At 65.3% G+C, this 25583-nt stretch carries 24 protein-coding genes; 11 read left to right on the top strand and 13 right to left on the bottom strand.

Going from position 1 to position 25583, the window contains the following annotated elements:
• The first annotated feature begins 1 nt into the window (after position 1).
• The 9 genes from kdpC to fghA all read left to right on the top strand — a co-directional run bounded on the left by kdpC (position 2) and on the right by fghA (position 9081).
• A complete protein-coding gene (kdpC, locus tag SPBM01_RS08360; protein WP_188065013.1) occupies positions 2-607 on the top strand; it encodes a potassium-transporting ATPase subunit KdpC in 606 nt (201 codons plus the stop codon).
• Positions 604-3273, top strand: a complete 2670-nt coding sequence (locus SPBM01_RS08355) for a sensor histidine kinase (protein WP_188065011.1) — start codon at positions 604-606, stop codon at positions 3271-3273. Before kdpC ends, SPBM01_RS08355 begins: the two co-directional genes overlap by 4 nt.
• The gene (locus tag SPBM01_RS08350) at positions 3270-3974 is read left to right on the top strand and encodes a response regulator transcription factor (protein ID WP_188065009.1); all 705 of its coding nucleotides are present in this window, start codon (positions 3270-3272) and stop codon (positions 3972-3974) included. The genes SPBM01_RS08355 and SPBM01_RS08350 overlap by 4 nt, the downstream gene beginning before the upstream one ends.
• Before the next feature lies 1 nt (position 3975).
• Entirely contained in the window at positions 3976-4551 is a 576-nt protein-coding gene (locus tag SPBM01_RS08345; protein ID WP_262504367.1) for a TetR/AcrR family transcriptional regulator, read from the top strand.
• 100 nt (positions 4552-4651) lie between these two features.
• The gene (locus SPBM01_RS08340) at positions 4652-6370 is read left to right on the top strand and encodes an acyl-CoA dehydrogenase (protein ID WP_188065007.1); all 1719 of its coding nucleotides are present in this window, start codon (positions 4652-4654) and stop codon (positions 6368-6370) included.
• Between the two features lie 79 nt (positions 6371-6449).
• Entirely contained in the window at positions 6450-6728 is a 279-nt protein-coding gene (locus SPBM01_RS08335; RefSeq protein WP_188065005.1) for a CopG family ribbon-helix-helix protein, read from the top strand.
• On the top strand, positions 6716-7009 hold the full coding sequence (locus SPBM01_RS08330) for a type II toxin-antitoxin system RelE/ParE family toxin (RefSeq protein WP_188065003.1): 294 nt from the start codon (positions 6716-6718) through the stop codon (positions 7007-7009). Before SPBM01_RS08335 ends, SPBM01_RS08330 begins: the two co-directional genes overlap by 13 nt.
• Positions 7010-7126: 117 nt before the next feature.
• Positions 7127-8236 carry an S-(hydroxymethyl)glutathione dehydrogenase/class III alcohol dehydrogenase gene (locus tag SPBM01_RS08325; RefSeq protein ID WP_188065001.1) on the top strand — a complete coding sequence of 370 codons (1110 nt, stop codon included), beginning with the start codon at positions 7127-7129 and terminating at the stop codon, positions 8234-8236.
• A gap of 2 nt (positions 8237-8238) precedes the next feature.
• Complete coding sequence (gene fghA, locus SPBM01_RS08320) at positions 8239-9081, top strand: S-formylglutathione hydrolase (RefSeq protein WP_188065620.1); 843 nt, start codon at positions 8239-8241, stop codon at positions 9079-9081.
• A 116-nt stretch (positions 9082-9197) separates the two neighbouring features.
• Here the strand turns inward: fghA and ilvD are convergent, their stop codons facing one another.
• From ilvD to speB, 3 genes are all read right to left on the bottom strand, one after another.
• Positions 9198-11048 (bottom strand): dihydroxy-acid dehydratase, encoded by a 1851-nt coding sequence (gene ilvD / locus SPBM01_RS08315; RefSeq protein WP_188065000.1) that lies wholly within the window; start codon positions 11046-11048, stop codon positions 9198-9200.
• A gap of 107 nt (positions 11049-11155) precedes the next feature.
• Complete coding sequence (locus SPBM01_RS08310) at positions 11156-12592, bottom strand: APC family permease (RefSeq protein WP_188064999.1); 1437 nt, start codon at positions 12590-12592, stop codon at positions 11156-11158.
• On the bottom strand, positions 12589-13632 hold the full coding sequence (gene speB, locus SPBM01_RS08305) for an agmatinase (protein WP_188064998.1): 1044 nt from the start codon (positions 13630-13632) through the stop codon (positions 12589-12591). The genes SPBM01_RS08310 and speB overlap by 4 nt, the downstream gene beginning before the upstream one ends.
• A 50-nt stretch (positions 13633-13682) precedes the next feature.
• Between speB and SPBM01_RS08300 the strand changes: the two genes are divergently transcribed.
• Together SPBM01_RS08300 and SPBM01_RS08295 are read left to right on the top strand one after the other, a co-directional pair.
• The gene (locus SPBM01_RS08300; RefSeq protein WP_262504366.1) at positions 13683-14717 is read left to right on the top strand and encodes an Ldh family oxidoreductase; all 1035 of its coding nucleotides are present in this window, start codon (positions 13683-13685) and stop codon (positions 14715-14717) included.
• 260 nt (positions 14718-14977) lie between these two features.
• Complete coding sequence (locus SPBM01_RS08295; RefSeq protein WP_188064997.1) at positions 14978-15409, top strand: hypothetical protein; 432 nt, start codon at positions 14978-14980, stop codon at positions 15407-15409.
• Between the two features lie 31 nt (positions 15410-15440).
• Here the strand turns inward: SPBM01_RS08295 and SPBM01_RS08290 are convergent, their stop codons facing one another.
• From SPBM01_RS08290 to SPBM01_RS08245, 10 genes are all read right to left on the bottom strand, one after another.
• Positions 15441-16364, bottom strand: a complete 924-nt coding sequence (locus SPBM01_RS08290) for a DNA-binding response regulator (protein WP_188064996.1) — start codon at positions 16362-16364, stop codon at positions 15441-15443.
• The gene (locus SPBM01_RS08285; protein ID WP_188064995.1) at positions 16361-19720 is read right to left on the bottom strand and encodes an ATP-binding protein; all 3360 of its coding nucleotides are present in this window, start codon (positions 19718-19720) and stop codon (positions 16361-16363) included. The genes SPBM01_RS08290 and SPBM01_RS08285 overlap by 4 nt, the downstream gene beginning before the upstream one ends.
• Positions 19720-20364 carry an urease accessory protein UreG gene (ureG, locus tag SPBM01_RS08280; protein WP_188064994.1) on the bottom strand — a complete coding sequence of 215 codons (645 nt, stop codon included), beginning with the start codon at positions 20362-20364 and terminating at the stop codon, positions 19720-19722. The genes SPBM01_RS08285 and ureG overlap by 1 nt, the downstream gene beginning before the upstream one ends.
• Positions 20361-21095 carry an urease accessory protein UreF gene (locus SPBM01_RS08275; RefSeq protein ID WP_262504365.1) on the bottom strand — a complete coding sequence of 245 codons (735 nt, stop codon included), beginning with the start codon at positions 21093-21095 and terminating at the stop codon, positions 20361-20363. The genes ureG and SPBM01_RS08275 overlap by 4 nt, the downstream gene beginning before the upstream one ends.
• Positions 21031-21537: an urease accessory protein UreE gene (ureE, locus tag SPBM01_RS08270; RefSeq protein WP_188064992.1), complete on the bottom strand. Its 507-nt coding sequence runs from the start codon at positions 21535-21537 to the stop codon at positions 21031-21033. The genes SPBM01_RS08275 and ureE overlap by 65 nt, the downstream gene beginning before the upstream one ends.
• Before the next feature lie 121 nt (positions 21538-21658).
• Positions 21659-23371: an urease subunit alpha gene (gene ureC, locus SPBM01_RS08265; RefSeq protein ID WP_188064991.1), complete on the bottom strand. Its 1713-nt coding sequence runs from the start codon at positions 23369-23371 to the stop codon at positions 21659-21661.
• A 1-nt stretch (position 23372) separates the two neighbouring features.
• Positions 23373-23678 carry an urease subunit beta gene (locus SPBM01_RS08260; protein ID WP_188064988.1) on the bottom strand — a complete coding sequence of 102 codons (306 nt, stop codon included), beginning with the start codon at positions 23676-23678 and terminating at the stop codon, positions 23373-23375.
• A 109-nt stretch (positions 23679-23787) separates the two neighbouring features.
• Entirely contained in the window at positions 23788-24090 is a 303-nt protein-coding gene (locus tag SPBM01_RS08255) for an urease subunit gamma (protein ID WP_188064986.1), read from the bottom strand.
• Positions 24091-24094: 4 nt separating this feature from the next.
• A complete protein-coding gene (locus SPBM01_RS08250) occupies positions 24095-24952 on the bottom strand; it encodes an urease accessory protein UreD (protein ID WP_188064984.1) in 858 nt (285 codons plus the stop codon).
• Positions 24953-25027: 75 nt separating this feature from the next.
• Positions 25028-25477 carry a DUF6265 family protein gene (locus SPBM01_RS08245; protein ID WP_262504364.1) on the bottom strand — a complete coding sequence of 150 codons (450 nt, stop codon included), beginning with the start codon at positions 25475-25477 and terminating at the stop codon, positions 25028-25030.
• Positions 25478-25583: the final 106 nt, after the last annotated feature.

Raw genomic sequence — 25583 nt, 5'->3', positions numbered from 1 at the left:
CATGGGCAAGGATATAGTCACGTCGTTGCGGCCAGCATTGGTGCTGACCCTGTTGTTCGCGCTGCTGCTGGGGATCGCCTATCCGCTGGCGATGACCGGGGTGGGGCAGATGGTCTTTCCCCGGCAAGCCAATGGCAGCCTGATCGAGGCGAAGGGCCGGGTCATCGGGTCATCGCTGATCGGGCAGGCTTTTGCCGATCCGCGCTACTTTACCGGGCGGCCTTCGGCGGCGGGGGCGGGTTATGACGCGATGGCATCGTCCGGCTCCAACCTTGGTCCCACGTCGCAGGCGCTGGTGGACCGAGTGAAGGGCGATGTTGCGCGGTTGAAAGATACGGCACCAGATTTCCCTGTTCCGCCTGATTGGGTTCCTGGCGATCTGGTGACGGCCTCCGCTTCCGGGCTTGACCCCCATATCTCCCCGGAGGCGGCTTTCTATCAGGTCGGGCGCGTGGCCGCTGCCCGGCAGCTTCCCGTGGCGCGGGTGCGGGCGCTGGTCGAGGGAGCGGTCGAAACGCCTATTGCCGGATTTATCGGTGCGCCGCGCGTCAATGTGCTGGAACTTAATCGACAACTGGACGCGATTGGCGATACGCCTGCACGGTGAGCAAGCAGGAACATCGCCCGGCCCCCGAAGCCTTCCTGCGTCAGGCGGCGCAGGAAGGGCGCGGGCGGTTGAAGATATTGCTGGGCGCGGCGCCGGGGGTCGGCAAAACCTATGAGATGCTGACCGATGCGGCGCGGCTGCGCAAAAGCGGAGTCGATGTCGTGATCGGCGTGGTTGAGACGCATGGCCGGGCGGAGACGCAGGCGCTGGTCGAGGGGCATGAGATCGTGCCGCGCCGCCGGGTCGAGCATCAGGGCCACGGCCTTAGCGAGATGGATCTGGACGCCATATTGGAGCGGCGGCCGGGGCTGGTGCTGGTCGACGAACTGGCGCACAGCAATGCGCCGGGCAGCCGCCACCCCAAGCGGTATCAGGATGTCGAGGAATTGCTGGACGCGGGGATCGACGTGCATAGCACGCTGAACATCCAGCATATCGAGAGCCTGAACGATGTGGTGGCGTCCTTTACGCGGGTGCGGGTGCGCGAGACTGTGCCGGACTCCGTGCTGGAAAGCGCGGAGATCGTGGTCGTGGACCTGCCGCCCGACGAACTGATCGAGCGGTTGAAGGAGGGGAAAGTCTATATCCCCGCCGAAGCCAGCCGGGCGCTGCATCATTTCTTTTCCAAGTCGAACCTGACGGCGCTGCGCGAACTGGCGTTGCGGCGGGCGGCGCAGGCGATCGACGCGCAGATGCTGGATTATGTCCGCGCCCATGCGCTGGCGGGCAGCTTTGCCGTGGGCGAGCGCGTGGTCGTGGCGGTCAGTGAACAGCCGGGCGGGCCGGGGCTGGTGCGCGCGGGCAAAAGGCTGGCCGATGCGTTGCGCGCGCCATGGACGGCAGTGCATATCGAGACGCGGCGCAGCGCGGGGTTCAGCGCGCAGGAGCGGCAGGCGCTGGCCGATACGCTGGCGCTGGCGTCGCGGCTGGGCGGGGCGACGGCGACGATTCCGGCGCAAGGCATTGTCGAGGGGTTGCAGAGTTTCGCGGTGGACGCCCATGCCACCCAGATCGTGATCGGCAAGTCTGCCCGGTCCTGGTGGTTCGAGCGGCGGCATGGGTCAGTGGTCGACCGGCTGGTCCGCGACATCGGCCAGGTGGCGGTGCATGTGTTGCCGGGCGATGGCGAAGCGCCGGTGCGGTCGCGGGGACGGCGGGCGGCGGGCGGTTGGGGCAGGCCGAGCGATTATCTGTGGTCGGTGCTGAGCGTGGCGGCGATGACGGTGATTGGCCGATTGCTGGTGCAGGGAATTGCGCTGGGCAATATCGCGCTGCTCTATCTGGTGCCGGTGATGTTTGCGGCGGCCAGCTTTGGCTTGCGTGCGGGCCTGTTTGCGGGGCTGGCGTCGAGTCTGGCCTATAATTTCTTCTTCCTGCCGCCGACCGGCACGTTGACGGTGAGCAACCCGGAAAATGTCATCTCCATCCTCGTGCTGCTGGGCGTGGCGATCGTCACCAGCCAGTTTGCTGCCGGGGTGCGGGCGCAGGCGATGCTGGCGCAGGCGAGCGCGCGGCAGAATGCGGCGCTGGCCGGGTTTTCGCGCCAGTTGATGGCGGCGGCCAGTCAGGACGAACTGATGCAGGGCATCTGCGCGGAGGTCGCGCGGTTGCTGGGGGTGCGGACCGTGTTGTTGCTGCCATCGGCCGACGGGCCGCAATTGCACGCGGCTTACCCGCCGGAGGACCGGATGGACCAGATCGAGAAAGCGGCGGCGCAATGGGCGATGGACAATGCGCAGCCCGCCGGGCGGGGATCGTCCACGCTGACCGCGTCCGACTGGCTGTTTCATCCGTTGCGGACGCAGCGCGGGGTGCTGGGCGTGCTGGGGCTGGCGCGCGACGATGCGGGCGAGCCGTTGCGCAGCGATCAGGTGCCGTTGCTGATGAGCCTGCTGGATCAGGCGGCGGTGGCGCTGGACCGGATGGCGCTGGAGGAACAGATGCTGGATGCGCGGCACATTAGCGAGCGGGACCGGCTGCGCTCGGCGCTGCTTTCGTCGGTCGGGCATGACCTGCGCACGCCGCTGACGACGATATTGTCGGCGGTGCATGAATTGCGGCGCGAGCATCCCGGCGTGCTGGTCGATACGGTGGAGGGGGAAGCGTTGCGGCTCAACCGCTTCGTTGCCAACCTGCTGGACATGGCGCGGGTGGAGGCAGGCGCTTTGCCGATGAAGGTCGAGCCGACCGACCTGTTCGACGCCGTGGCTGGCGCAGTGCAGGATTGCCGACAGGCGCTGACCGGGCGCGCGGTGCAGGTGGACATCGCGCCGGACATTCCGCTGGTGCGGGTGGACCCGGTTTTGCTGCACCATATTCTTATCAACCTGCTGGAAAATGCCGGGCGCTATGGCGACCCCGATACGCCGGTGACGATCGCGGCGGCGCGGACGAGCGATGCCATCGCGCTGTCGGTGCGGGACGAGGGACCGGGGATAGCGGCGGGGGCGGAGACGCGGATTTTCGATACGTTCACCCGGCTGGAGGGGTCCGACCGGGTGCGGCATGGCACGGGGCTGGGGCTTGCCATCGTCAAGGGATTTGCGCAGGCGATGGAGATGCAGGTAGAGGCAGGCAATGCGCAGGCTCCGGCCGGGGCGCTGTTCACGCTGCACCTGCCCGACAGCCTGATCGTCGCCGATGTTGCGCAAAAGGACATGCCATGAGCCATCGCCACAAGGTGCTGATCATTGATGATGAACCCGCGATCCGCCGGTTGATTCAGGTGGCGCTGGCGCGGGCGGACTATGCGACGGTTGAGGCGGGAACGGGCAGGCAAGCGCTGGAGATGCTGCGGCGGGAACGGCCCGACATCAGCCTGCTGGACCTGGGGCTGCCGGACCGGGACGGGCTGGAACTGGTGCCGTTGATCAAGCGGGAATCGGACACGACGCTGATCATCGTGTCGGCGCGCGATGCGACGGACGAGAAGGTGGCAGCGCTGGATCTGGGCGCGGACGATTATCTGACCAAGCCGTTCGACACCGACGAATTGCTGGCGCGGGTCAGAGTGGCGTTGCGCAACCGGATGACGCGCGGCGGCGGCGTGACGGCGGTGAGCGCAGGCGCGGTGACGATCGACCTGACGGCGCGGATCGTGACGCGGGACGGGGTGGAAGTGCATCTGACGCCCAAGGAATATGGCGTGCTGGAATTGCTGGCGCGCTTTCCGGGGCGGGTGATTACGCACCGGGCGATCATGGACCATGTGTGGCCAAACGAGCATGAGCATCATGTCGAATATCTGCGGGTGCTGGTGCGGTCGTTGCGCCAGAAGCTGGAGGCGGACCCGCAGCGGCCCCGGATCATCGGCAATGAACTGGGCATAGGGTATCGGCTGCATCCGGGCCAAGACGGGGGAGAATGACGTGAGCGACGAAGGGCTGCGCGGGCGGCGTGGCGAGATATTGGCGGTGGCCGCGCAACTGTTCGCGCGCAAGGGCTATCGCGGCACGTCGATGCGCGACATTGGCGATGCGGCGGGGGTGCGGGGCGGGTCGCTCTATCACCATATCAAGTCCAAGGACGGGTTGTTCGTGGAATTGCACAATATGGCGCTGGACGGAGCGGAAGCGCGGATCGTGGCGGCAGTCGCGCCGCTGGACGACCCGTGGGACCGGCTGGAGGCGGCGTGCGTTGCATTGCTGGAGGTGCAACTGGACCCCGATTCGATCACGATGCCGATGATGAATGATTTCCGCGAAGTGCCGGATGCGGTGCGGGCGCAGCTGGTGGCGCGGCGCGACGATTTCGAGGATGTTTTCCGCCTGATCGTCGAGGGGCTGCCGCTGCCCGACGATGTCGACAGGTCGATCTATCGCAACCTGTTGCTGTCGCAACTGAACGCGGTGGCGGACTGGTATCGGCCCGGAAGGCTGGGCGTTCAGGATGTGGCGCGGCAGGTGGCGCGGCTGTTCCGGCATGAGGGCGGCACGGCGAAATAAGGCCATCGGCGACAGCAAGATGGACATAGAGTCGCGCTTGTTGAAACTGTAACAAGTGTTTGGTATAGGCGTGGTGGAACGACAGAGAGGCTGACCGGCGATGCAGACTTATTCCCCCCCGATCGAGGATTATGGCTTCCTGATGCGCGAGGTGCTGGGTTTCGACGCGGCGATGGCGGAATTGGGGCTGGAGGTCGATGCGGACCTGGCGTCGGCGGTGCTGGAGGAAGCGGGGAAGCTGTGCGCGGAGAGGCTGGCGCCGCTCAATCGCGAAGGTGACGAGCAGGGCAGCCGGCTGGTCGATGGCGTGGTGGTGACGCCGCTGGGCTTTGCCGATGCGTATCGCGAATTCGTGGCAGCGGGATGGCCCGCACTGGCGGGGGATCCCGCCCATGGCGGGCAGGGATTGCCGTTCCTGCTGCAACTGTGGCTGGATGAAATGCTGTCGGCGGCGAACCTGTCCTTCGGGCTGTTTCCCGGCCTGACGCGCGGCGCGGCGGAAGCGATTGCGGCGCATGGCAGCGATGCATTGAAGGCGACCTATCTGGAGCCGCTGGTGACGGGGCAATGGACCGGCGCGATGGCGTTGACCGAAAGCAGCGCGGGGACCGATCTGGCGCTGCTCAAGACCAAGGCCGAACCGTTGGGCGACGGCAGTTTTGCGGTGACGGGGCAAAAGATTTTCATCTCTTCCGGCGACCATGACATGGCCGACAATATCGTCCATCTGGTGCTGGCGCGCCTGCCCGATGCGCCGCCGGGGGTGAAGGGGATCAGCCTGTTTCTGGTGCCGAAAATCCTGCCCGATGGCGCGCGCAACACACTGTCGGTCGGCGCGCTGGAAAAGAAGATGGGCATCCATGCGCAGCCGACCTGCGTGATGCATTATGACGGCGCTGTCGGGTGGATCGTGGGCGAGCCGAATCGCGGGCTGGCGGCGATGTTCACGATGATGAACGCTGAGAGGTTGATGGTCGGCATACAGGGGCTGGGCATTGCGGGCGCGGCCTATGGGCAGGCGGCGGCCTATGCCAAGGATCGTTTGCAGGGGCGCAGCGCCGATGGCGCGACCGGGCCGGTGGCAATCATCGACCATGCCGATGTGCGGCGGATGTTGTTGAACATCCGGGTGTTCGTGGAGGCCGGGCGGGCGCTGGCCGGGTGGACGGCGTTGCAGTTGGACCGAGCAAAGCATCATAGCGACGCGGGGGAGCGGGCGAAGGCGGACGCGATGGTGGCGCTGCTGACCCCGGTGGTGAAGGCGGCCTTCACCGATTTCGGGTTTGAGAGCGCGGTGCAGGCGCAGCAGGTGCTGGGCGGGCATGGCTACATTCGCGAATGGGGGATGGAGCAATATGTGCGCGACGCCCGGATCGCGCAGATTTACGAAGGCACCAATGGGGTGCAGGCGATGGATCTGGTGGGGCGCAAGCTGCCGCTGGGCGGGGGGGCTGTGGTCGAGGGCTTCTTCGCGCTGATCGACGCCGATCTGGACGCGGCGGGCGATGCCGGTGCGGTGGTGGCGCAGACGCGGGTGGCGCTGGCTTTGTTGCGCGACGTGACGGCGGGGCTGCGCGGTGCGGGTGTGGAGGAAACGGGCGCGGCGGCGGTCGATTATCTACGGCTGTTCGCGCTGGTATCCTTCGGCTGGATGTGGGCGCGGATGGCGGCGGCACCGGGCGACAGTGCGCTGCATCAGAGCAAGCGGCAACTGGCCGACTATTATGCCGCGCGGGTGTTGCCGCAGGCGCATGGACTGGCCGCGCAGGTGCAGGCGGGCGCGGGGGCGATGATGGCGTTGGAGGCGGGGGCGTTTTGAGGGGGGCTTGCGATAGACGGCCTGAGTCAAATAGTCTAATGTAGCGACAGGTATTACCTTTTGCTGCGGAGCGGGCGACATGGTGACGGCAACATCGATCAAGCTGGACGAGGATATGAAGGGCCGCGTGCAGCATCTGGCAGAGGCGCGTCGTCGCAGTTCCCACTGGATCATGCGGGAGGCGATTGCGCAATATGTCGAGCGTGAGGAAAAGCGCGAGGCGTTGAAGCAGGATGCCATGCAGGCGTGGGAGGGGTATCAGCAGACAGGTCTGCATTTGAGCGTCGATGAGGCCGATAGCTGGCTGGCCAGGCTGGAAGCCGGTGAGGATGCGGACCTGCCGCCGTGTCACGACTGATCTGGACGGCGGAGGCGCTGGCCGATGTTCAGCGGCTCTATCGCTGGTTGTTGCCCAAGGATGCAGAGGCTGCGAAGCGCGCAGTTGGGGCGATCAGGGCGGGGGTCAGAATATTGGCGCAGCAACCGCGCATCGGTCGCCCGGTAGAGGATATGGACCCGGAATATCGAGAAAAGCCGATTGATTTCGGGAATAGCGGTTATGTCGTGTTGTATCGCGTCGAGCAGGATGTCGTGGTGCTGTTGGCCGTGCGGCATCGGAAGGAAGCGGGTTATCCTTAGCAGGCGGCCATCATTATCCCTGCACTGGCACAATATATTGCCCAAAAGCCGACTTATCGCAGCATCGGGATATTGCTAGGGGTTGGGCCTGTCATTGTTGTGCCAAGGAGTGTCCCCATGAAAACCCGCGCCGCCGTTGCTTTCGAGGCGAAGAAGCCGCTGGAAATCGTCGAGCTGGATCTGGAAGGGCCAAAGGCGGGCGAGGTGTTGGTGGAGATTATGGCGACGGGGATTTGCCACACCGACGCCTATACGCTGGACGGGCTGGACAGCGAGGGGATTTTCCCGTCGATCCTGGGGCATGAGGGCGCGGGGATCGTGCGCGAAGTCGGTGCCGGGGTGACGTCGGTGAAGCCGGGCGATCATGTCATTCCGCTTTATACGCCCGAATGTCGCCAGTGTAAGTCGTGCCTGTCGGGCAAGACCAACCTGTGCACCGCCATTCGCGCGACGCAGGGCAAGGGATTGATGCCCGATGGCACGACCCGGTTCAGCTATAAGGGGCAGCCGATCTTTCATTATATGGGCTGTTCGACATTCTCCAACTTCACGGTGTTGCCCGAAATCGCGCTGGCGAAGATTCGTGAGGACGCGCCGTTTAAGACGAGCTGCTATATCGGTTGTGGCGTGACCACGGGCGTCGGCGCGGTGGTGAACACGGCCAAGGTGCAGGTGGGCGACAATGTGATCGTGTTCGGGCTGGGCGGCATTGGCCTGAACGTGTTGCAGGGCGCGCGGATGGCGGGCGCGAACATGATCGTCGGCGTCGACATCAACCCGGACCGGGAAGAATGGGGCCGCAAGTTCGGCATGACCCATTTCGTCAATCCCAAGGATGTGGACGGCGACATCGTGGCGCATCTGGTCGCGCTGACCGATGGCGGGGCGGACTATACGTTCGATTGCACCGGCAATACGACAGTGATGCGGCAGGCGCTGGAAGCGTGCCATCGCGGGTGGGGGACCAGCATCGTCATTGGCGTGGCCGAAGCGGGCAAGGAAATTTCCACCCGGCCGTTCCAGCTCGTCACCGGGCGCAACTGGCGCGGGACGGCCTTTGGCGGGGCGAAGGGGCGGACGGATGTGCCGAAAATCGTCGATTGGTATATGAACGGCAAGATCGAGATCGACCCGATGATCACCCATGTTTTGACGCTGGATGAGATCAACAAGGGGTTCGACCTGATGCACGCAGGTGAGAGCATCCGTTCGGTCGTCGTGTTTTGACGATGGAGACGGTGTCGGAAGCGCGCGCGTTCGGCGGGGTGCAGGGAGTTTATAGCCATGCGTCCGCCGTGACGGGGACGGACATGCGCTTTTCCGTGTTCGTGCCGCCGCACGCGCCCGGCGCGAAATTGCCGGTGGTGTGGTATCTGTCGGGGCTGACCTGCACCCATGCCAATGTGACCGACAAGGGCGAGTATCGCCGGGTGTGCGCGGAGCTGGGACTGATCTTCGTTGCGCCCGATACGTCACCGCGTGGGGATGGGGTGGCCGATGACCCGGACGGCGCGTGGGATTTTGGGCTGGGCGCGGGATTTTATGTCGATGCGACGCAGGCGCCGTTCGCGACCCATTATCGGATGTGGTCCTATGTGACGGAGGAATTGCCTGCGTTGATCGCGGCGCAGTTTCCCGCCGATATGGGGCGGCAGTCGATCATGGGCCATTCGATGGGCGGGCATGGGGCGTTGACCATCGGGCTGACTTTTCCTGAGCGGTTCCGGGCGGTGTCGGCATTCGCGCCGATCGTTGCGCCGGGACAGGTGCCGTGGGGGCAAAAGGCGATGGGGGGCTATCTGGGCGAGGATGTCGCGGCGTGGCGCAAGCATGATGCGGTCGCGCTGATCGAGGATGGGGCGCGGGTCGACGCTCTGCTGGTCGATCAGGGGGCGGCGGACGGGTTTCTGGAAAAGGAATTGCGGCCGGAGTTACTGCGCGCGGCGTGTGCGGCGGCGGGGATCGACCTGACGCTGAATATGCGCGAGGGCTATGATCATAGCTATTATTTCATCGCTACGTTCATGGAGGCGCATTTGCGCTGGCATGGGGTAAGGTTGGGGGTGGCATAATTCTTCACCCCTCACCTTTAGGGGAGGGGCCGGGGGTGGGGGTGTGCCTCAGGCGTTGAGTCATGCGGATAGCCCCCACCCCAACCCCTCCCCTGAAGGGGAGGGACTTTTACTGATTATTTCTCGATCTGGCTTACATCCCGCACCGCGCCTCTGGCGGCGTTGGTGGTCATGGCGGCGTAGGCGCGCAGGGCGGGGGAGACGGCGCGTTTGCGGCCGAAGGGTTTCCACGCCTTGGCACCCATCTTTTCCATTTCGGCGCGGCGTTCGGCCAGCAGGGCGTCGTCCAGATCGACCTTGATGACGCGGGCGGGAATGTCGATGACGATCGGGTCACCGGTCTGAACGAGGGCGATCAGGCCGCCTTCGGCAGCTTCAGGCGAGACATGGCCGATCGAGAGGCCCGACGTGCCGCCGGAAAAGCGTCCGTCGGTGATGAGCGCGCAGGCCTTGCCCAGACCTTTCGATTTCAGATAGCTGGTGGGATACAGCATTTCCTGCATACCGGGGCCACCCTTTGGCCCTTCATAGCGGATGACGACGACATCGTTCGCCTTGACTTCATTGCCCAAAATGCCCGCGACGGCAGCGTCCTGGCTTTCATAGACGCGCGCGGTGCCGTGGAATATGAGGATGGAGTCGTCCACGCCCGCCGTCTTGACGATGCAGCCTTCGGGCGCGAGGTTGCCGTAGAGGACGGCGATGCCGCCATCCTGCGAGAAGGCATGTTCGGCCGAGCGGATGACGCCATTTTCCCGGTCGATGTCCAGTTCTTCCCAGCGGGCGGACTGGCTGAAGGCGGTCTGGGTCGGCACGCCGCCGGGGGCCGCGCGGTAGAAGCTGCGGACTTCTTCGCTGTTGGTGCGGCCAATGTCCCAGCGGGCCAGCGCGTCGGCCATGGTGCGGCTGTGGACGGTGGGCAGCGAGGTGTCGATCAGGCCCGCACGTTCCAGTTCGCCCAATATCGCCATGATGCCACCGGCGCGGTGGACATCCTCCATATGCACATCCTGCTTTGCCGGTGCGACCTTGCACAGGCAGGGGACGCGGCGGGACAGGCGGTCGATGTCGGCCATGGTGAAATCGACGCCGCCTTCATGCGCGGCGGCGAGTAGATGCAGGACGGTGTTGGTCGATCCGCCCATCGCAATGTCCAGGCTCATGGCGTTTTCGAACGCCTTGAAGCTGGCGATGTTGCGCGGCAGGGCTCTGGCGTCGTCCTGTTCATAATAGCGTTTGGTAATGTCGACGATGACATGGCCCGCTTCGCGGAACAGCCGTTCGCGGTCCGAATGGGTGGCCAATGTCGAACCGTTGCCGGGGAGCGAGAGGCCAAGCGCTTCGGTCAGGCAGTTCATCGAATTGGCGGTGAACATGCCGGAGCAACTGCCGCAGGTGGGGCAGGCGGAGCGTTCGATGGTCGCGACTTCTTCGTCGGTATAGCTTTCGTCGGCGGCGACGACCATGGCATCGACCAGATCGAGCGCGACTTCCTTGCCGCGCATGACGACCTTGCCCGCTTCCATCGGCCCGCCGGAGACGAACACGGCGGGGATGTTGAGGCGCATGGCGGCCATCAACATGCCGGGCGTGATCTTGTCGCAATTGGAGATGCAGACCATGGCGTCGGCGCAATGGGCGTTGACCATATATTCGACGCTGTCGGCGATAAGATCCCGGCTGGGGAGCGAATAGAGCATCCCGCCATGGCCCATGGCGATGCCGTCATCGACCGCGATGGTGTTAAATTCCTTGGCGACGCCGCCCGCCGCCTCGATTTCGCGCGCGACCAGTTGGCCGAGGTCTTTGAGGTGGACATGGCCGGGGACGAACTGCGTGAAGCTGTTGACGACGGCGATGATCGGTTTGCCGAAATCCTCATCCTTCATGCCCGTCGCGCGCCACAATCCGCGCGCGCCCGCCATGTTGCGGCCGTGGGTGGTGGTTCTGGAACGATAGGCAGGCATGGGAGGCGTCCTTCAAGCGATAGTCTGGTGCCTTTAGGCGCTTGGGGGCCGGAGGGAAATATTTTATTGCGGTAAAAGCGGGTTGGACGACAGTTTTGGTCGGGCGGTCACGGCACATCCTCCCCCTGTGGGGGAGGATTTTGGGGGCGGGTCATGACGTGGCGACCCGTTACCAGCGCGACACCCACGGCCAGCCAGCCGAGCATCAGCCAGATTTCCACGGGCATCCCCGCGCTTATTCCAAAGGGGGTGGCGATGGCGGCGGTGGCGACGATGGTTGCACCGATGGCGATGGTGGCCAGCAGGGGCTTGCCGCCGGGGAGGAGGAAGGCGGGTTTTTCGCCGCTGCTGTCGGTGGCGCGCAGGCGCATCAGCGCGAACAGGGCGAGCGCGGCGATGGCGGTGGTACACATGGTCCCCATCGAGATGATCGGGCCGATCGCGCCGCGCCCGGCCAGCACGCCAAGGCAGGTGCAAAGACCGACCAGCAGCGCGGCGCGGCGGGGTGCGCCGGTGCGGGCGTCGATATGGGCAAGAGTGGCGGGCAGGATGCCCGCCCGCGCCTGCGCCAGGATGACGCGGGTGGCCGACAGGTGCATGGCGTTCCATGTCTTGAGCAGGGAGGCCATGGCGACGAGCAGGATGCCCTTCGTCGCGACGCCGCCCGCCAGCGCATGGTCGAAAGCGGCGGCGACAGGCAGCGCGCCGCTGTTCAGATCATGCCAGGGGATGAGCGAGGCGGAGGCGAGGATGATGAGGCTGTAGAAGATTGCCGCGACGGCGACTGCGCCCATCATTGCGCGGGCGACGGTGGTGAAGCTGGTGCCGGGCGCGCGTTCCTCCACCGCTGAGGCTGCGGTCTGGAACCCGGCGAGCCACATGCCCGCGACGCCCAGCATCACGAACATGCCGCCGCCAAAACTGCGTCCCTGCGCCGATTCGAACAGGGGGTGCCAGTTGGCCGGGTCGCCCTGTGCAAAGCCGATCACGACCAGCAGGGCGGAGGCGGCGAGGAAGGCGAAGGTCACGACTTTCTGAAACCCCACCGCCACGGTCGCGCCCGACGCATTGAGCCATGTCATGACGATCGCGCCGGTCAGGCCCACGCCCAGATCCATCGCGCTGACCGGCTTGCCCAGCAATGTGTAGAGCGGGGTTTGCCCGGCGAGCGCGGGAAAGAGATTTTCGAGGAACCAGGAAAGCGCCAGCCCTTCGAATGCGGCGATGCCGATGAAATAGAGGGTGAGGAACCAGCCGGTGACGAAGCCGGGCCAGCGGCCGAAGGCGCGTTCGACGAACACGAATTCCGCGCCCGCGCGCGGCACGCGGGCGACCAGTTCGGCATAGGCGGCGGCGATGGGGACCATCAGCAGGGTCATGCCCATGAAGGCAAGGACTGCGCCGCCCGGCCCGGCGGGACTGACCCATTCGCCCATCAGCACCATCCATGCCGACCCGACGATCGTACCGAAAGCGAGCGCGAAGAAGCCGGGTCCGGTGACGCCCCGGCGCAAGGCTGGTTCGGGCGCGGTGGTGACGGTCATGCGCGGAGTTGGACGAGGCAGAGCAACTGGAACAGCATTTGCGCGGCGGCCTGCGCAGTCAGGGTCGTGGGGTCATATTCGGGTGCGACCTCCACCACGTCGCCGCCGATGATGTCGATGCCCGCTAGACCGCGCAGCAGGGTCAGCGCTTCGCGCGTCGAAAGTCCGCCGACTTCCGGGGTGCCGGTGCCGGGAGCGTATACGGGGTCGAGGCCGTCTATGTCGAAAGTGACATAGGTGGGTCCGGTGCCGACGGTTTCGCGGGCTTTTGCGACCACGGCGTCCATGCCGACGCGCGCGCATTCTTCGGCATGGATGACGGTCATGCCGCTGGCGTAGGAAAATTCCCACAGATATTCCGCCCCGCCCCTGATGCCGATCTGGATGCAGCGTCTGGGGTCCAGCACGCCTGCCAGCACGGCTTCGCGGAAGGGCGCGCCATGGTGGAATTTGGAGCCTTCATAGATGCCGCCGGTGTCGCAATGCGCATCGAAATGGACCATGCCCATCGGCCCGCGTGCGGCGGCCAGCCCCTTCATGATCGATCCGGTGATGCTGTGATCGCCCCCGACCGAGAGGGGGATGGCCTTTGTCGCGCCGATCATGGCGTAACATTCCTCTATGTCGGCGTGGCACAGCGACAGGTCATAGCGGCTCTGCATCGGCACGTCGCCGACATCGGCGACGTTGAGGTGGTTCATGGGCGCAATGCGCAGCGCATGTTCGTAGGGACCGATGCGGTCGACCGCGCGGACGGCGCGCGGGCCGTAACGCGCGCCGGGGCGGTTGGTGACGCCAAGGTCCATCGGCACGCCGATGAGCGCGACGTCCAGCGCATCGAGCGTTTCGCGCGTCAGGCCGCCCGCGATATAGGGGGCGTCGAGCAAAGTGGAGGGCTGGGCGAAGGGCCAGCGGCGCTTGTCACCATTTTTGAATTGCAGCCCGGCGACGTCGCGGAAATGGGGATCGTGAATGTCCGCGCCGCCGGTGCCGGCATAGAGGCGGCGCAGGGCGTCGAGATCGAGAGGGTCGTTGGCCATGGGCGGCAGTCTGGGCGGCGAGAAGGGCGGTGCAATAGGGCAAATGGCGTATGGCGGGCGTGGGTGAACGGGGCGGGGATGACGGCATGACGCATATGGATTTCGAGGCGCTGGTCGCGCTGCTGGAGCGGGTGTTCGTGGCGCATGGCGTGTCGCGGGCCAATGCGGCGATATTGGCGCGCAACTGTGCCGGGGCGGAGCGGGACGGGGCGGCGAGCCATGGGCTGTTTCGCATGGCAGGCTATGTAGCGACGCTGCGCAGCGGGTGGGTGGATGGCGCGGCGGTGCCGGTGGTGGAGGATGCAGGCGCGTCCTTCCTGCGGGTCGATGCGGCCAATGGCTTTGCCCAGCCTGCACTGGCGGCGGCGGCCCCGCTGGCGATGGAGCGGGCGCGAGAAACCGGGGCGTGCGTGATCGCGATCCGGCGGTCGCATCATTTCGGCGCGCTATGGCCCGATGTGGAGCCGTTTGCGGAGGCTGGTCTGGTGGCGCTGGCGATGGTGGACAGTATGGCAGTGGTCGTGCCGGAAGGGGCGCAGCGACCCGTCTATGGCACTAACCCGCTGGCTTTCGCTGCGCCGCGTGGGGACGGCAAGATCGTGGTGTTCGATCAGGCCGTCAGCGTGATGGCGCATGGCGATGTGCAGATTGCGGCGCGGGAGGGGCGGGCGCTGCCGCCCGGTGTTGGCGTGGATGCGGCAGGCGTGGCGACGACCGATCCGCACGCGGTGTTGAACGGCGGGGCGTTGCTGGCCTTTGGTGGGCATAAGGGTGCGTCGATCGCAATGATGATCGAGATCATGGCCGCTGCGCTGACCGGCGGGCTGTTTTCGCATGAGGTCGACTGGTCGGCGCATCCCGGCGCGCAGACGCCCTGCACCGGGGAATGCGTGATCCTGATCGACCCGGCGCGCGGGGGTTCCGGCGCGGGCTTTGCGGCGCGGGTGGAGCAGTTGGTCGAGGCGCTGGGCGAGGCGGGGCAGGCGCGGATGCCGGGCGACCGGCGCTTTGCCGCGCGCGAAAGGGCGATGCGTGAGGGGGTGCCGGTGAGCAGCGAGATGCTGGCGGGGTTGGAGGGGAATTAACCTCCTGCGTCGCGCGAAATTCTGGTTTCAGACGATAGGGTATCGTCACCCTGAACCCATGTCGATCAGCGGCTTTGTTTAACATATGTTTTGATAATAGTTTGTAATTGCGTGAAATTTCATTTGCGTAACGAAAGTAGGTTCAGCATCATTCCCCTAAAGACAGGTTGCGCCTGTCTATATGGGAAAGAGGGAATGCGATGCCAAACCGGCTGCGCGAAATCAGGCATCATATGGTGAAATTGGGAATTGGGCCTGTCGTGCTTGATGCTCTGATCGAACTCATCCGGGCCAATGCGCAGGTCGATCCCGATTTCGAGCAACAGGCAGATATTCCCGTCGCGATTGCCGATGTCGGCGCGATTGCCAAACAATTTCACCGATCATCCCTGCGGCGCGGCGAAGTGATAGGGCAGCCAGTTGCCGATCCCGGCTGGAACATGCTGCTCGCGCTGATCGCTGATACGAGCGAAGCACGGCCTTCGAGCGTGACGTCACTATGCTATGCCAGCGGAGCGCCAATGACGACGGCGTTGCGGCATTTGAACAGGCTGGAAACCAGTGGACTGGTCAGGCGGCGCGGCCATGAACAGGATGGGCGGCGCGCGATCATCGAAGCATTGCCGACGACGATCGCGACGATGAGCGAGTTGATCGTCAGTTTTTGCGTGCAGCCGCCGTCGCCGCCGTAGTGAGGGTTATTCCGCGCTGCCCATCGCTCCCTTAATGCGCGATCACTCTTACAGCGAAGGCTGCCGCCGCTGCCCGTGTTTCCACGCCCAGTTTTTCGAAAATCTGTTCCAGATGCTTGTTCACGGTGCGCGGGCTGATGACCAGGATTTCGCTGATGACGCGGTTGGGCTTGCCGTAGCTGATCCAGAGCAGCACTTCGGCTTCGCGCTGGGTCAGGCCGAAATGGCTTTGCAAGCGGGCGATGTCGGCTTGCGGGTCGAGATGGTTGAGGCGGACGAGGGTTTCGTCGCGGCGGGGGCGGCCGACGATGATGAGTTCGACGGTGTCGCCGCCGGGGCTTTCGGTCTTGATCGTGGTGCCGGCGGGCAGATCCTGCGGCAGGAGGCGGGCGACGGGTGCGCGCAACATGGTGGGGAGTGTGGCGTCGGTGCGTGACCAGCCGGGTTCAAGCGCTTCCATCAACCGGTCCGCGCCCGGCGTGCGCCAGGACAGCACGCCATCCGCACCAACGGCGATCAGGTTGCGGCCAGTGGCGTCCAGCGCATAATGGCCGCCCTGCGTCTGGCGCGCATTGGCCATATGGACGCGGACGCGGGCGAGCAGTTCCTCGACCACGATGGGTTTGCGCACATAATCGACGCCGCCAGCCTCCAGCGCATGGACGACATGTTCGCTTTCGGTCAGGCCGGTCATGAAGATGATCGGCACCGGGGCGCCGCGTGGCGTCTGTTTGATAGCGCGGGTGGTTTCGAAGCCGTCGAGGCCGGGCATGACCGCATCCATGAGGATGAGGTCGGGAGTCACATGGGCGAGCAGTTCGAGCGCGGCTTCGCCGCTGGTAGCGATGAGGACGGAGATGTTCGCCGCCTCCAGCGTGTCGGTCAGAAAGCGCAGCGATTCGGGCGTGTCGTCCACGACGAGAACGGTATCGCTGTGAGGGGTAGGGGTGGTCATTTTACGGCCCTTATGATTTTTATCAGCCCCTTGAGGTCGAAACGGTCGAGATGGGCGAGCATCCGGGCGGCGAGCGGCCGGGCGTGCGGCACGGCTTCCTCCAGCGCGCGGATGCTCGATTCGATGCCGCGCACATGACCGATGATGGCTTTATGTTCGATGTCGGCCAGAATCGGCAGCGCGTCCTCCGGCAGGTCGGGCAGGGTCAGGTCGTCCGGCGCAGGGACGGGTGGCAGCGGCGCGTCGCCGGTCCAGCGGATATGAAGCTGATCGGCGATCGCGTCCAGCAGCGCGTCGAGATCGACCGGCTTCATCAGGAACATGTCATGTGCCGCCTGCCCGTCGCCGCCGCGATGATATTCATGCGCATTGGCCGACACCATGATGATGCGCACCGCGCCGCCCAATGTTTCGCGCAATGCCCGGCTGATGTCCCAGCCGGATTCGCCGGGCATGGAAATGTCGAGCAGGACGATGTCGGGCGCTTCGTGCGCGGCTATTTCCAGCCCCGCACGCCCGCTCAATGCCTCCATCACGGTGAAGTCGAGCGGTTCGAGCAGGCCGCGCAGCACCGCGACCTGGGCGGGATCATCGTCGATCAGCAGCACTTTGCGGCGGTCGCCGACATAGCCGGATATCCGGTCCACCGGCGGCGCATCCTCCACCGGGTTGGCGACATGGCCGAGCATCAGGCGGACGGTGAATTGGGTTCCGCGCCCCGCTTCGCTGACGACGGACAGGTCGCCGCCCAATATCTGGACCAGCGCCTGGGTGATCGACAGGCCAAGGCCGATGCCCTTTTGCCGTTGCGCGTCGGGGTTGCTGCCGCGTTCGAAGGGGTCGAACACGCGCTTCAGGTCATCGGGGGCGATGCCAAGGCCGGTGTCGATGATGTCGAACGTCGCCATCTGGCTGCGATAGGCGACGCGAAAGGTGACTGCGCCGGAGCGGGTGAACTTGATCGCGTTGGACAGCAGGTTGATGAGGATCTGGCGCAGGCGTTTCTGGTCGGTGCGGACGAAATCGGGCAGTTGGTCGGGGCGTTCGAACAGAAAGTCGATGCCCTTTGCCTGCGCCTGCGGGCGGAACATGTTGGCGATCTGATCGACGAAAGGGGCAAGGCGCACGGTTTCGCTGCTGATGCGCAACACGCCGCTTTCGACCTGCGATATGTCCAGCAGTCCTTCGACCAGATTGGTCAGATGTTCGGCGCTGCGGCGAATGATCTTGGCGGCTTCCACGGGCGCGATGTCGTGGCCGCGCTCCATCAGTTGCGCATAGCCGTATATGGAGTTGAGCGGCGAGCGGATTTCGTGGCTGACGCTGACCAGATAGCGGCTTTTGGCGGCGTTGGCGGATTCGGCGGCTTCCTTTGCCTTTTGCAGTTCCGCGCCGGTGATGTCGTGGGCGATCACCTCCTCCATCAGCTTTTGCACATGATGTTCGCTTTCCTGCATCGCGGTGCGGCGGCTTTGATGCGCCAGCACGATCATCCAGGCGATCACGCCGCCGATGAGCGAGAAGAGGAGGAACAGGCCGAGCATCAGGCTGTTGATCTGAGTCGCGGCGGCAGGTGCGCGGCGGGCGAATTGCCAGGCGACGCCGCTCATGATCCCGGCATTGGCGAGCGTGATGAGCGTCATGACCGCAATGAAATGGCCCACGGGCGTATGGACGTGGCGCGCTATGCCGCCGGGCAGGAGGCGTTCGAGCCAGCGCGCCGCTTGTTGCGTGGCGCGGCTGTCGGATTTGCAGCGGTCGTGGCAGCGCGCCTCCAGCGTGCAGCAGAGCGAGCAGATCGGCGCGGCATACATCGGGCAATGCGCCATATCGACAGGCTGAAAGGCGTTTTCGCAGATGATGCAGGTCTTGGTTTCCGCGCCGTCGGCCCAGTGGGAGCGGCGGGCGATATAGTAGCGGCCATGGGTGATGAGCGCGATCACCGGCGCGGCGGTGAACGCGACCGCCATGCCGATCACCGGGGCGAATGCCTGCGCCAGTTGCCCAAGCAGGCCCAGATGCGCGCTGCCCGACATCAGGATGGACAGGAGCATCGCGCCGATGCCGACGGGGTTTATGTCGTAGAGATGGGCGCGTTTGAATTCGATTCCGGCGGGCGAGAGGCGCAGCGGCTTGGAGATCATGAGGTCGGCCGCGAGCGCGCCGATCCAGCCCGCAGCCACCGTGGCGTAGAGGATCAGGATCGCTTCGATCGCGTCGAAAATGCCGACTTCCATCAGCAGCAGCGCGAGGAGGACGTTGAACAGCAGCCACACGACGCGGCCGGGGTGGCTGTGGGTCAGGCGGGCGAAGAAATTGGACCAGGCGATGGAGCCTGCATAGGCGTTGGTGACGTTAATCTTGAGCTGGCAGATGATGACGAACAGGCCAGTCAGCACCAGCGACAGCCCGGCATGGCCCGACATGGCGGTAAAGATGGTCTGGAACATGACGGTCGGGCTGGCGGCATCGCTGGCCGATGCGGCGCTGCCGATCAGATAATGGGCGAGCCAGGAGCCAAGCAGCAGCTTTAGCCCCCCGATGAGCGTCCAGCCGGGGCCGCCAGCGAGCATGGCGGCCCACCATTTGCCTTTACCGATCTTTTGCGCGCTGGGCAGGAAGCGGAGATAATCCGCCTGCTCGCCGATTTGCGGCAAAAGGGAGAGGAGCGTGGAGAGGGCGAAGCCGAAATAGAGCAGGCTGACGCTGCCGTCGGGTGCGCCAAGCTGGCCAGTGAAGCGCGACCATTGGGAAAGGGCGGCCGGACCGGACCAGAGTATATAGGCGATGGGGGCGATTTGCAGCGCGATCCATAGCCCTTGCGTCGCATTCTGAAACCGGGTGATGGCGCTCATGCCGTACAGGGCGATGGGGATGACGACCAGCGCGCTGACCAGATAGGCGATGCTCATGGGCATCCCGGTCATCGCGGTGAGCGCGACGGCCATGATGGTCGCTTCGACCGAAAAGAGCAGGAAGGTGAAGCTGGCGTAGATGAGCGAAGTGAGGGTGGAGCCAAGATAGCCGAACCCTGCGCCACGAGTGAGCAGGTCGATGTCCAGCCCATGTTTGGCGGCGTGATAGGCGATGGGCAGCCCGATGACGAACATCAGGGCGACGGCGGCGGCGATGGCCGCGACGCTGTTGGCAAAGCCGTAGGTCAGGGTGATCGACGCGCCGATCGCTTCGCAGGCGAGGAAGGCGGTCGCGCCGATCGCGGTATTGGCGACCTGCCCCGCCGACCAGCGCCGGGCGCTGTCGGCAGTGTAGCGCAGGGCATAATCCTCCAATGTCTGGCTGGCGACCCACTTATTGTAGAGCCGCTTTTCGCGCAGGACATAGGCGGCGCGGTCCATCAGATCGCGGCGGGGAAGGGGCGCAGGCCGCCGGTCGCAACGATGAAGTCGATGACGGCGGGTAGCCCGATATTGTCTTTCAGGTTGGTGAAGAGGAAGGGGCGCTGCCCGCGCATCTTCTTTGCGTCCCGGTCCATGACATTGAGGTCCGCGCCGACGAAGGGGGCGAGATCGATCTTGTTGATGAGGAGCAGGTCGGAGCGGGTGATGCCGGGGCCGCCTTTGCGCGGGATCTTGTCGCCCGCCGATACGTCGATGACGTAGATGGTGATGTCGGCCAGTTCGGGCGAGAAGGTGGCGGCCAGATTGTCGCCGCCGCTTTCGATGAAGATGAGTTCGAGGCCGGGGAATTTGCGGCTCATCGTATCCACGGCGGCCAGGTTGATGCTGGCATCCTCACGGATCGCGGTGTGCGGGCAGCCGCCGGTTTCCACGCCCATGATCCGTTCAGGCACCAGCGCGCCGGAGCGGGTGAGAAATTCGGCATCTTCGCGGGTGTAGATGTCGTTGGTGATGGCGGCGATGTTATAATGGTCGCGCATCGCCTTGCACAGGCGGTCGGTCAGCGCGGTCTTGCCGGAGCCGACCGGGCCGCCGATGCCGACGCGAAGGGGACCGTTGTTGCCAGAAAGAACCGGATTCATGAGCGGAACAACCTTGTATAGAGTGTTTCGTGGGACAGGCTGGCAAGTTCGAGGTCCGGGGCGGCGGTGCCGAGGTCGTCGAGCGGGGTGGCGAGCGCTTTTGCGGCAATGGCGGGAATGGCGTGGGATAGCGCGGCCAGCGCCAACTGGCCATCGGTCTGGCCCAGTGGCACAAGCCGCACGCCCGCCGAGACGAGATTGGCGGCAGTGGCGTGAAGCCAGCCGTGCAGCGCGGGTTCGAGCGGGATGGCGTGGACGGCGCAGGCGAGCGCCATGACGGTGGCGTGGGCGATCGGGTGATCGCCATTGCGCGCGGCGAAAGCGTCCAGCGCGGGGTGGGGCCAGGCTTTGCGCGTGACCGAGAGGAAGGAGCCGCCCTGCTGCCGACTTTCGAGCGCGGTTTCGCTGCTGCCCCGGAAGGCGGCGGCGAGTTCGGAGAGGGCGTCGAAGGCGGCATCGTCCTGCGCGGCGCGGTGGGCGTGGACGAACAGCACAGCGTCGATCCAGCCGCCACCGCGCGCCAGCACGGCTTCGACATAGGCAGTGACATGGGCGGCCGTAGTGATGCGGCCATCCTCGACCGCTGTTTCCAGGCCGTGGCTGTAGGTGAAGCTGCCCACCGGATAGGAAGGGGAGGTCCAGGCCAGCAGGCGGTGGAGCGCGGCGTCAGCCAGCATGGTCGTGATGGTGGTGATCGTGGTTATGGTCGTGGCCGTGATGATGATGGCCATGATCGTGGCCGCCGCCGGAATAGGCACCGCCTTCGGGCGTGAACGGGGCGTGGATTTTGGTGACGGTCGCGCCCAGCCCCAACAGCATGGCGTTGATGACATGATCGTCGCGCAGGCGGATGGCGTGGGGGTGCAGTTCGGCGGGCAGATGCCGGTTGCCGATATGCCAGGCGAGGCGGATCATCGCGGATGGGTCCGTGGCGGTCACTTCGACCAGCGCTTCGGGCGCGGCGAGGATTTCAATGAGGCGACCGTCGGACAGTTGCACCGCGTCGCCATGGTTCAGCACCGTGGCGCGCGCCAGATCGAGCAGGAACAGCGTGCCATGATCGGCGGTATAGACCCAGCGGCGGCGGTGGCGCGCGTCATGATCCAGCATGATATGGTCGGCGGCGGGGCCGGACCAGTGGCCGTGGGGGAGGACGGTGTGGGCGGTCAGCATGGAGATGCTCCGAAATTGACTATAAAGTGCTCCCGCGCAGGCGGGAGCCCAGTCGGGACGGTTGAGCTGGGCTCCCGCCTGCGCGGGAGCACGTTGCTGTATCGGGTTGGCGCGGCACCCATCAGAACAGGAAATAGCGCTGCGCAAACGGCAGCACGCTGGCCGGTTCGCACGTGAGGAGTTCGCCGTCGGCGCGGACTTCGTAGGTTTCGGGGTCGACCTGAATGTCGGGCATCGCGTCGTTCAGGATCATCGACGCCTTGCCGATGCCGCCGCGCGTGTTGCGCACGGCTTCGAGCGGGCGGGCGAGGTGGAGCCGTTCGGCGATGCCGTCCGCGATGCTGGCCGCCGATACGAAATGGAGTGACGACAGCGCGCCCGCGCGGCCGATGCCGCCGAACATCGGGCGGTAATGGACCGGCTGGGGCGTAGGGATGCTGGCGTTCGGGTCGCCCATGGGGGCAACGGCGATGCTGCCGCCCTTGATCACCATGTCGGGCTTTGCCGCGAAAAAAGCGGGGGACCACAGCACCAGATCGGCCAGTTTGCCCACCGCGATGGAGCCGACGATATGGCTGATACCATGGGCGATCGCCGGGTTGATCGTATATTTGGCGATATAGCGTTTGGCGCGGAAATTGTCGCTGTCGGCATCGTCGGTGCCAAGGCTGCCGCGCTGCTGCTTCATCTTGTCGGCACTCTGCCAGCAGCGGATGATGGTTTCCCCCACGCGCCCCATCGCCTGACTGTCCGACGACATCATCGAGAAAGCGCCGATGTCGTGGAGAATATCCTCCGCCGCGATGGTTTCCTTGCGGATGCGGCTGTCGGCGAAGGCGACATCCTCGGCAATGCGGGGGTCGAGATGGTGGCACACCATCAGCATGTCGAGATGTTCCTCGATCGTGTTGACGGTGTAGGGCCGGGTCGGGTTGGTGGAGGAGGGCAGGACGTTGGGCAGGCCCGCCAGCTTGATGATGTCGGGCGCATGGCCGCCGCCTGCGCCCTCGGTATGGAAGGCGTGGATGGTGCGGTCCCTGAACGCGCCGATCGTGCTTTCGACGAAGCCCGCTTCGTTGAGCGTATCGGTGTGGATCGCGACCTGAATATCATATTCGTCGGCGACCGACAGGCAGCAGTCGATGGCGGCAGGCGTGGTCCCCCAATCTTCGTGGAGTTTGAGGCCGCAGGCACCCGCGCGAATCATTTCAATGAGAGCGGCGGGCTGGCTGGCATTGCCCTTGCCCATCAGGCCGAAGTTCATTGGCATGGTTTCCAGCGCCTGCAACATGCGCCCGATATGCCATGCGCCGGGCGTGCAGGTCGTGGCCAGCGTGCCGTGCGCGGGGCCGGTGCCGCCGCCCAGCATGGTGGTGATGCCCGCGTTCAAGGCTTCCTCCACCTGCTGCGGGCAGATGAAATGGATATGTGCGTCGATGCCGCCTGCGGTCAGGATGCGGCCTTCGCCTGCGATGATTTCGGTGCCGGGGCCGATGGGGATAGTGACGCCGGGCTGGACGTCCGGGTTGCCTGCCTTGCCGATGGCGGCGATATGGCCGTCGCGGATCGACACGTCCGCCTTGATGATGCCCCAATGATCGAGAATGAGCGCATTGGTGATGACGGTGTCGGGCGCGCCGTCCGCGCGGGACATCTGGCTTTGCCCCATGCCGTCGCGGATCACTTTGCCCCCGCCGAATTTCACTTCCTCGCCATAGACCGTCAGGTCATCCTCGACCCGGATGAGGAGCGAACTGTCGCCCAGCCGCACGCGGTCGCCGGTGGTGGGACCGAACATGCTGGCATAGGCGCGACGGGGGATGGTTATGGGCATGTCATAGCGTTCCCATCACATCGCCGCGAAAGCCGATGACGATACGGTCCCCGGCATAGGGGATGAGTTGCACGTCGCGCGTCTGGCCCGGTTCGAAGCGGACGGCGGTGCCGGACGGGATGTCGAGGCGATGGCCGCGCGCGGCTTTTCGGTCGAAGATCAAAGCGGGGTTGGTTTCGGCGAAATGATAATGGCTGCCGACCTGAATCGGGCGGTCGCCGCTGTTGGCGATAGTGAGCGTGATGGGCGCACGCCCTGCGTTCAGGATGATGTCGCCGGGGGCGGGGATGATTTCGCCGGGGATCATGGGGCTGTCCCCGACACGCCGTGTTCCCGCGCAGGCGGGAATCCAGTCGAGAGGGTGGGGCTGGGTTCCCGCCTGCGCGGGAATACGGAGGTATGAGTCGCCAAGCCCCTCACCGGATCGGCCGATGCACGGTGACGAGTTTGGTGCCGTCGGGGAAGGTGGCTTCGACCTGAATGTCGTGGATCATGTCGGCGATGCCGTCCATCACCTGATCGCGGGTCAGGACGTGGCCGCCGCTGGCCATCAGGGTGGCGACCGACTGGCCGTCGCGCGCGCCTTCGACGACATGGTCGGTGATCAGCGCGATCGCTTCGGGATGGTTGAGTTTGACCCCGCGCGCCAGCCTTTGCCGCGCGACCATGGCGGCCATCGCCACCAGCAATTTGTCTTTTTCGCGTCCCGTCAGGTTCATGGAATCAGCAGTAGCAGATTGTAGGCATGGAGGGCGACAGTCCGAATATCGCGGCACGCAAAACGCCCGCCGCGCGCATCACATCCTTGCGCAGCGCCTGCGCGTCGTTGCGAGTCAGGCGCAGGATGAGGAGGCCATCGAAGCTGGTCGCGCCGCCGGTGGGCGCGTCTACCAGCGTGCGGGCAAGGTCGAGATAGTCGGCAGCGTCCGGCCCGGCATAGACGAGGGTGGCGATGGCGCTCGCATCGCCGAAGCCGAAGGGGGCGCGGCCCTGCGTCGCAAAGTCGCCTTCGACATGCAGCGCATCGGCCCAGACCAGCCGCCCGCCCCGGCGGATGCGCCAACTGTCGTGGATGAGGCCGCTCTGATAGGTTTCGCCCATCGCGCTGCGCCCCAACACCAGCATTTCCATTGCCAGCATCCGCGCGTCGGGGGCCATGTCCGCCTCCAGCGTGCGGCGCATTTTGCTGCGGTCGAACAGGATGGCTTCCTGCGCCAGCCATTCGCAGGTCGCGCCCGCGCCGATGGCGATGCGGGTGTCGATGCGGGTGGGTTCGTCCTCATCCAGCGCGCGATAGAGTTTTTCGGCGGCCTGCGGCACGATGGTCGCGGCGACGCCGGGATCGACGATGATGTCGAGCGCCAGCCGGTCCCCCCCGGTCAGCCCGCCGCTGGTCGTCACCGTGACGCACAGGGGAAAGTCGCCTTCGCGCCCGTCGGGGAACAGCAGGCGCGCAGGCGCGACCTGCATCATGTCGCGGATGCCGCGCGGGCCGAAGGCGACCATGGCGCGGCCATCGACGCGCTGATGCCGGGAGCGGGGAGGGAGGGGTATGGCGCCGTGCGCGGTCATGATCGACATGTGCGGTTGCGATGCGGGTCGGGATATGGGGTATATGACGTATGGGGCGGAAGCGGGGCTATCCCGATCCCTTCCCTATTGCCCCATCGGCGCATAGGTCCAGCCACGCGCGGCGCTGCCGTCGATCTTCGCTATTGCCGCGCGGAGGAATTTGCCGTCGCGCCAGTAGCGGATATGCTGGGGATAATCATGGGCGGCATTGGCAAAGACGATTTCGGTCGCGCTTTGCGAAACCATGGGGAAACGCGATGCGGGTGCGCCCTTGGGCGAGGCATAGAAAGCGATGCTGCCGTCCGGGTCGATCTGTATCCGGGTCTGTTCCCAAAATTCCAGCGTGCTGCCTTTGCCCGTGCGCGCCGCGCCGAGCAGGATGCCGCCGCGTGGACCGGACCAATATTCCTCCGACCAGCTGTCGCCATTACGTTCGACCCATGCGCCCGCGATCCAGCCGGGCAGTTCGCCGGCCTGCGCCGTCAATGGAACCGCCAGCGCCATCGCCAGGCTGGTGAAAATCCTGCGCATCATGCCACTCTCCCCCTGTCCAGACCGGGCGCGTGCCGCTATGGAGCGGGCCGACCCAAGCCTTATCATGGATCGGCCCCGATGCCGACCATCGCCGCCGAGCAAGGAC

The sequence above is a fragment of the Sphingobium sp. KCTC 72723 genome (genome assembly GCF_014280435.1).
Taxonomy (GTDB): Bacteria; Pseudomonadota; Alphaproteobacteria; order Sphingomonadales; family Sphingomonadaceae; genus Sphingobium.
Note: the sequence above shows the minus strand (reverse complement) of the source record. Positions and strands in the feature narration are given on the sequence as shown.

Excerpts from the sequence above, each read along its gene's own strand:
- SPBM01_RS08335 (WP_188065005.1), top strand. The coding sequence starts at position 6,450 with ATGGTGACGGCAACATCGATCAAGCTGGACGAGGATATGAAGGGCCGC.
- SPBM01_RS08310 (WP_188064999.1), bottom strand. The coding sequence starts at position 12,592 with ATGACCGTCACCACCGCGCCCGAACCAGCCTTGCGCCGGGGCGTCACC.
- SPBM01_RS08325 (WP_188065001.1), top strand. The coding sequence starts at position 7,127 with ATGAAAACCCGCGCCGCCGTTGCTTTCGAGGCGAAGAAGCCGCTGGAA.
- SPBM01_RS08255 (WP_188064986.1), bottom strand. The coding sequence starts at position 24,090 with ATGAACCTGACGGGACGCGAAAAAGACAAATTGCTGGTGGCGATGGCC.
- SPBM01_RS08290 (WP_188064996.1), bottom strand. The coding sequence starts at position 16,364 with ATGACCACCCCTACCCCTCACAGCGATACCGTTCTCGTCGTGGACGAC.
- SPBM01_RS08250 (WP_188064984.1), bottom strand. The coding sequence starts at position 24,952 with ATGTCGATCATGACCGCGCACGGCGCCATACCCCTCCCTCCCCGCTCC.
- ureC (WP_188064991.1), bottom strand. The coding sequence starts at position 23,371 with ATGCCCATAACCATCCCCCGTCGCGCCTATGCCAGCATGTTCGGTCCC.
- ureG (WP_188064994.1), bottom strand. The coding sequence starts at position 20,364 with ATGAATCCGGTTCTTTCTGGCAACAACGGTCCCCTTCGCGTCGGCATC.
- ureE (WP_188064992.1), bottom strand. The coding sequence starts at position 21,537 with ATGCTGACCGCCCACACCGTCCTCCCCCACGGCCACTGGTCCGGCCCC.
- SPBM01_RS08350 (WP_188065009.1), top strand. The coding sequence starts at position 3,270 with ATGAGCCATCGCCACAAGGTGCTGATCATTGATGATGAACCCGCGATC.
- SPBM01_RS08245 (WP_262504364.1), bottom strand. The coding sequence starts at position 25,477 with ATGATGCGCAGGATTTTCACCAGCCTGGCGATGGCGCTGGCGGTTCCA.
- SPBM01_RS08285 (WP_188064995.1), bottom strand. The coding sequence starts at position 19,720 with ATGGACCGCGCCGCCTATGTCCTGCGCGAAAAGCGGCTCTACAATAAG.
- SPBM01_RS08300 (WP_262504366.1), top strand. The coding sequence starts at position 13,683 with ATGGCGGGCGTGGGTGAACGGGGCGGGGATGACGGCATGACGCATATG.
- SPBM01_RS08340 (WP_188065007.1), top strand. The coding sequence starts at position 4,652 with ATGCAGACTTATTCCCCCCCGATCGAGGATTATGGCTTCCTGATGCGC.
- speB (WP_188064998.1), bottom strand. The coding sequence starts at position 13,632 with ATGGCCAACGACCCTCTCGATCTCGACGCCCTGCGCCGCCTCTATGCC.
- SPBM01_RS08275 (WP_262504365.1), bottom strand. The coding sequence starts at position 21,095 with ATGGCCATCATCATCACGGCCACGACCATAACCACGATCACCACCATC.
- SPBM01_RS08260 (WP_188064988.1), bottom strand. The coding sequence starts at position 23,678 with ATGATCCCCGGCGAAATCATCCCCGCCCCCGGCGACATCATCCTGAAC.
- ilvD (WP_188065000.1), bottom strand. The coding sequence starts at position 11,048 with ATGCCTGCCTATCGTTCCAGAACCACCACCCACGGCCGCAACATGGCG.
- fghA (WP_188065620.1), top strand. The coding sequence starts at position 8,239 with ATGGAGACGGTGTCGGAAGCGCGCGCGTTCGGCGGGGTGCAGGGAGTT.
- kdpC (WP_188065013.1), top strand. The coding sequence starts at position 2 with ATGGGCAAGGATATAGTCACGTCGTTGCGGCCAGCATTGGTGCTGACC.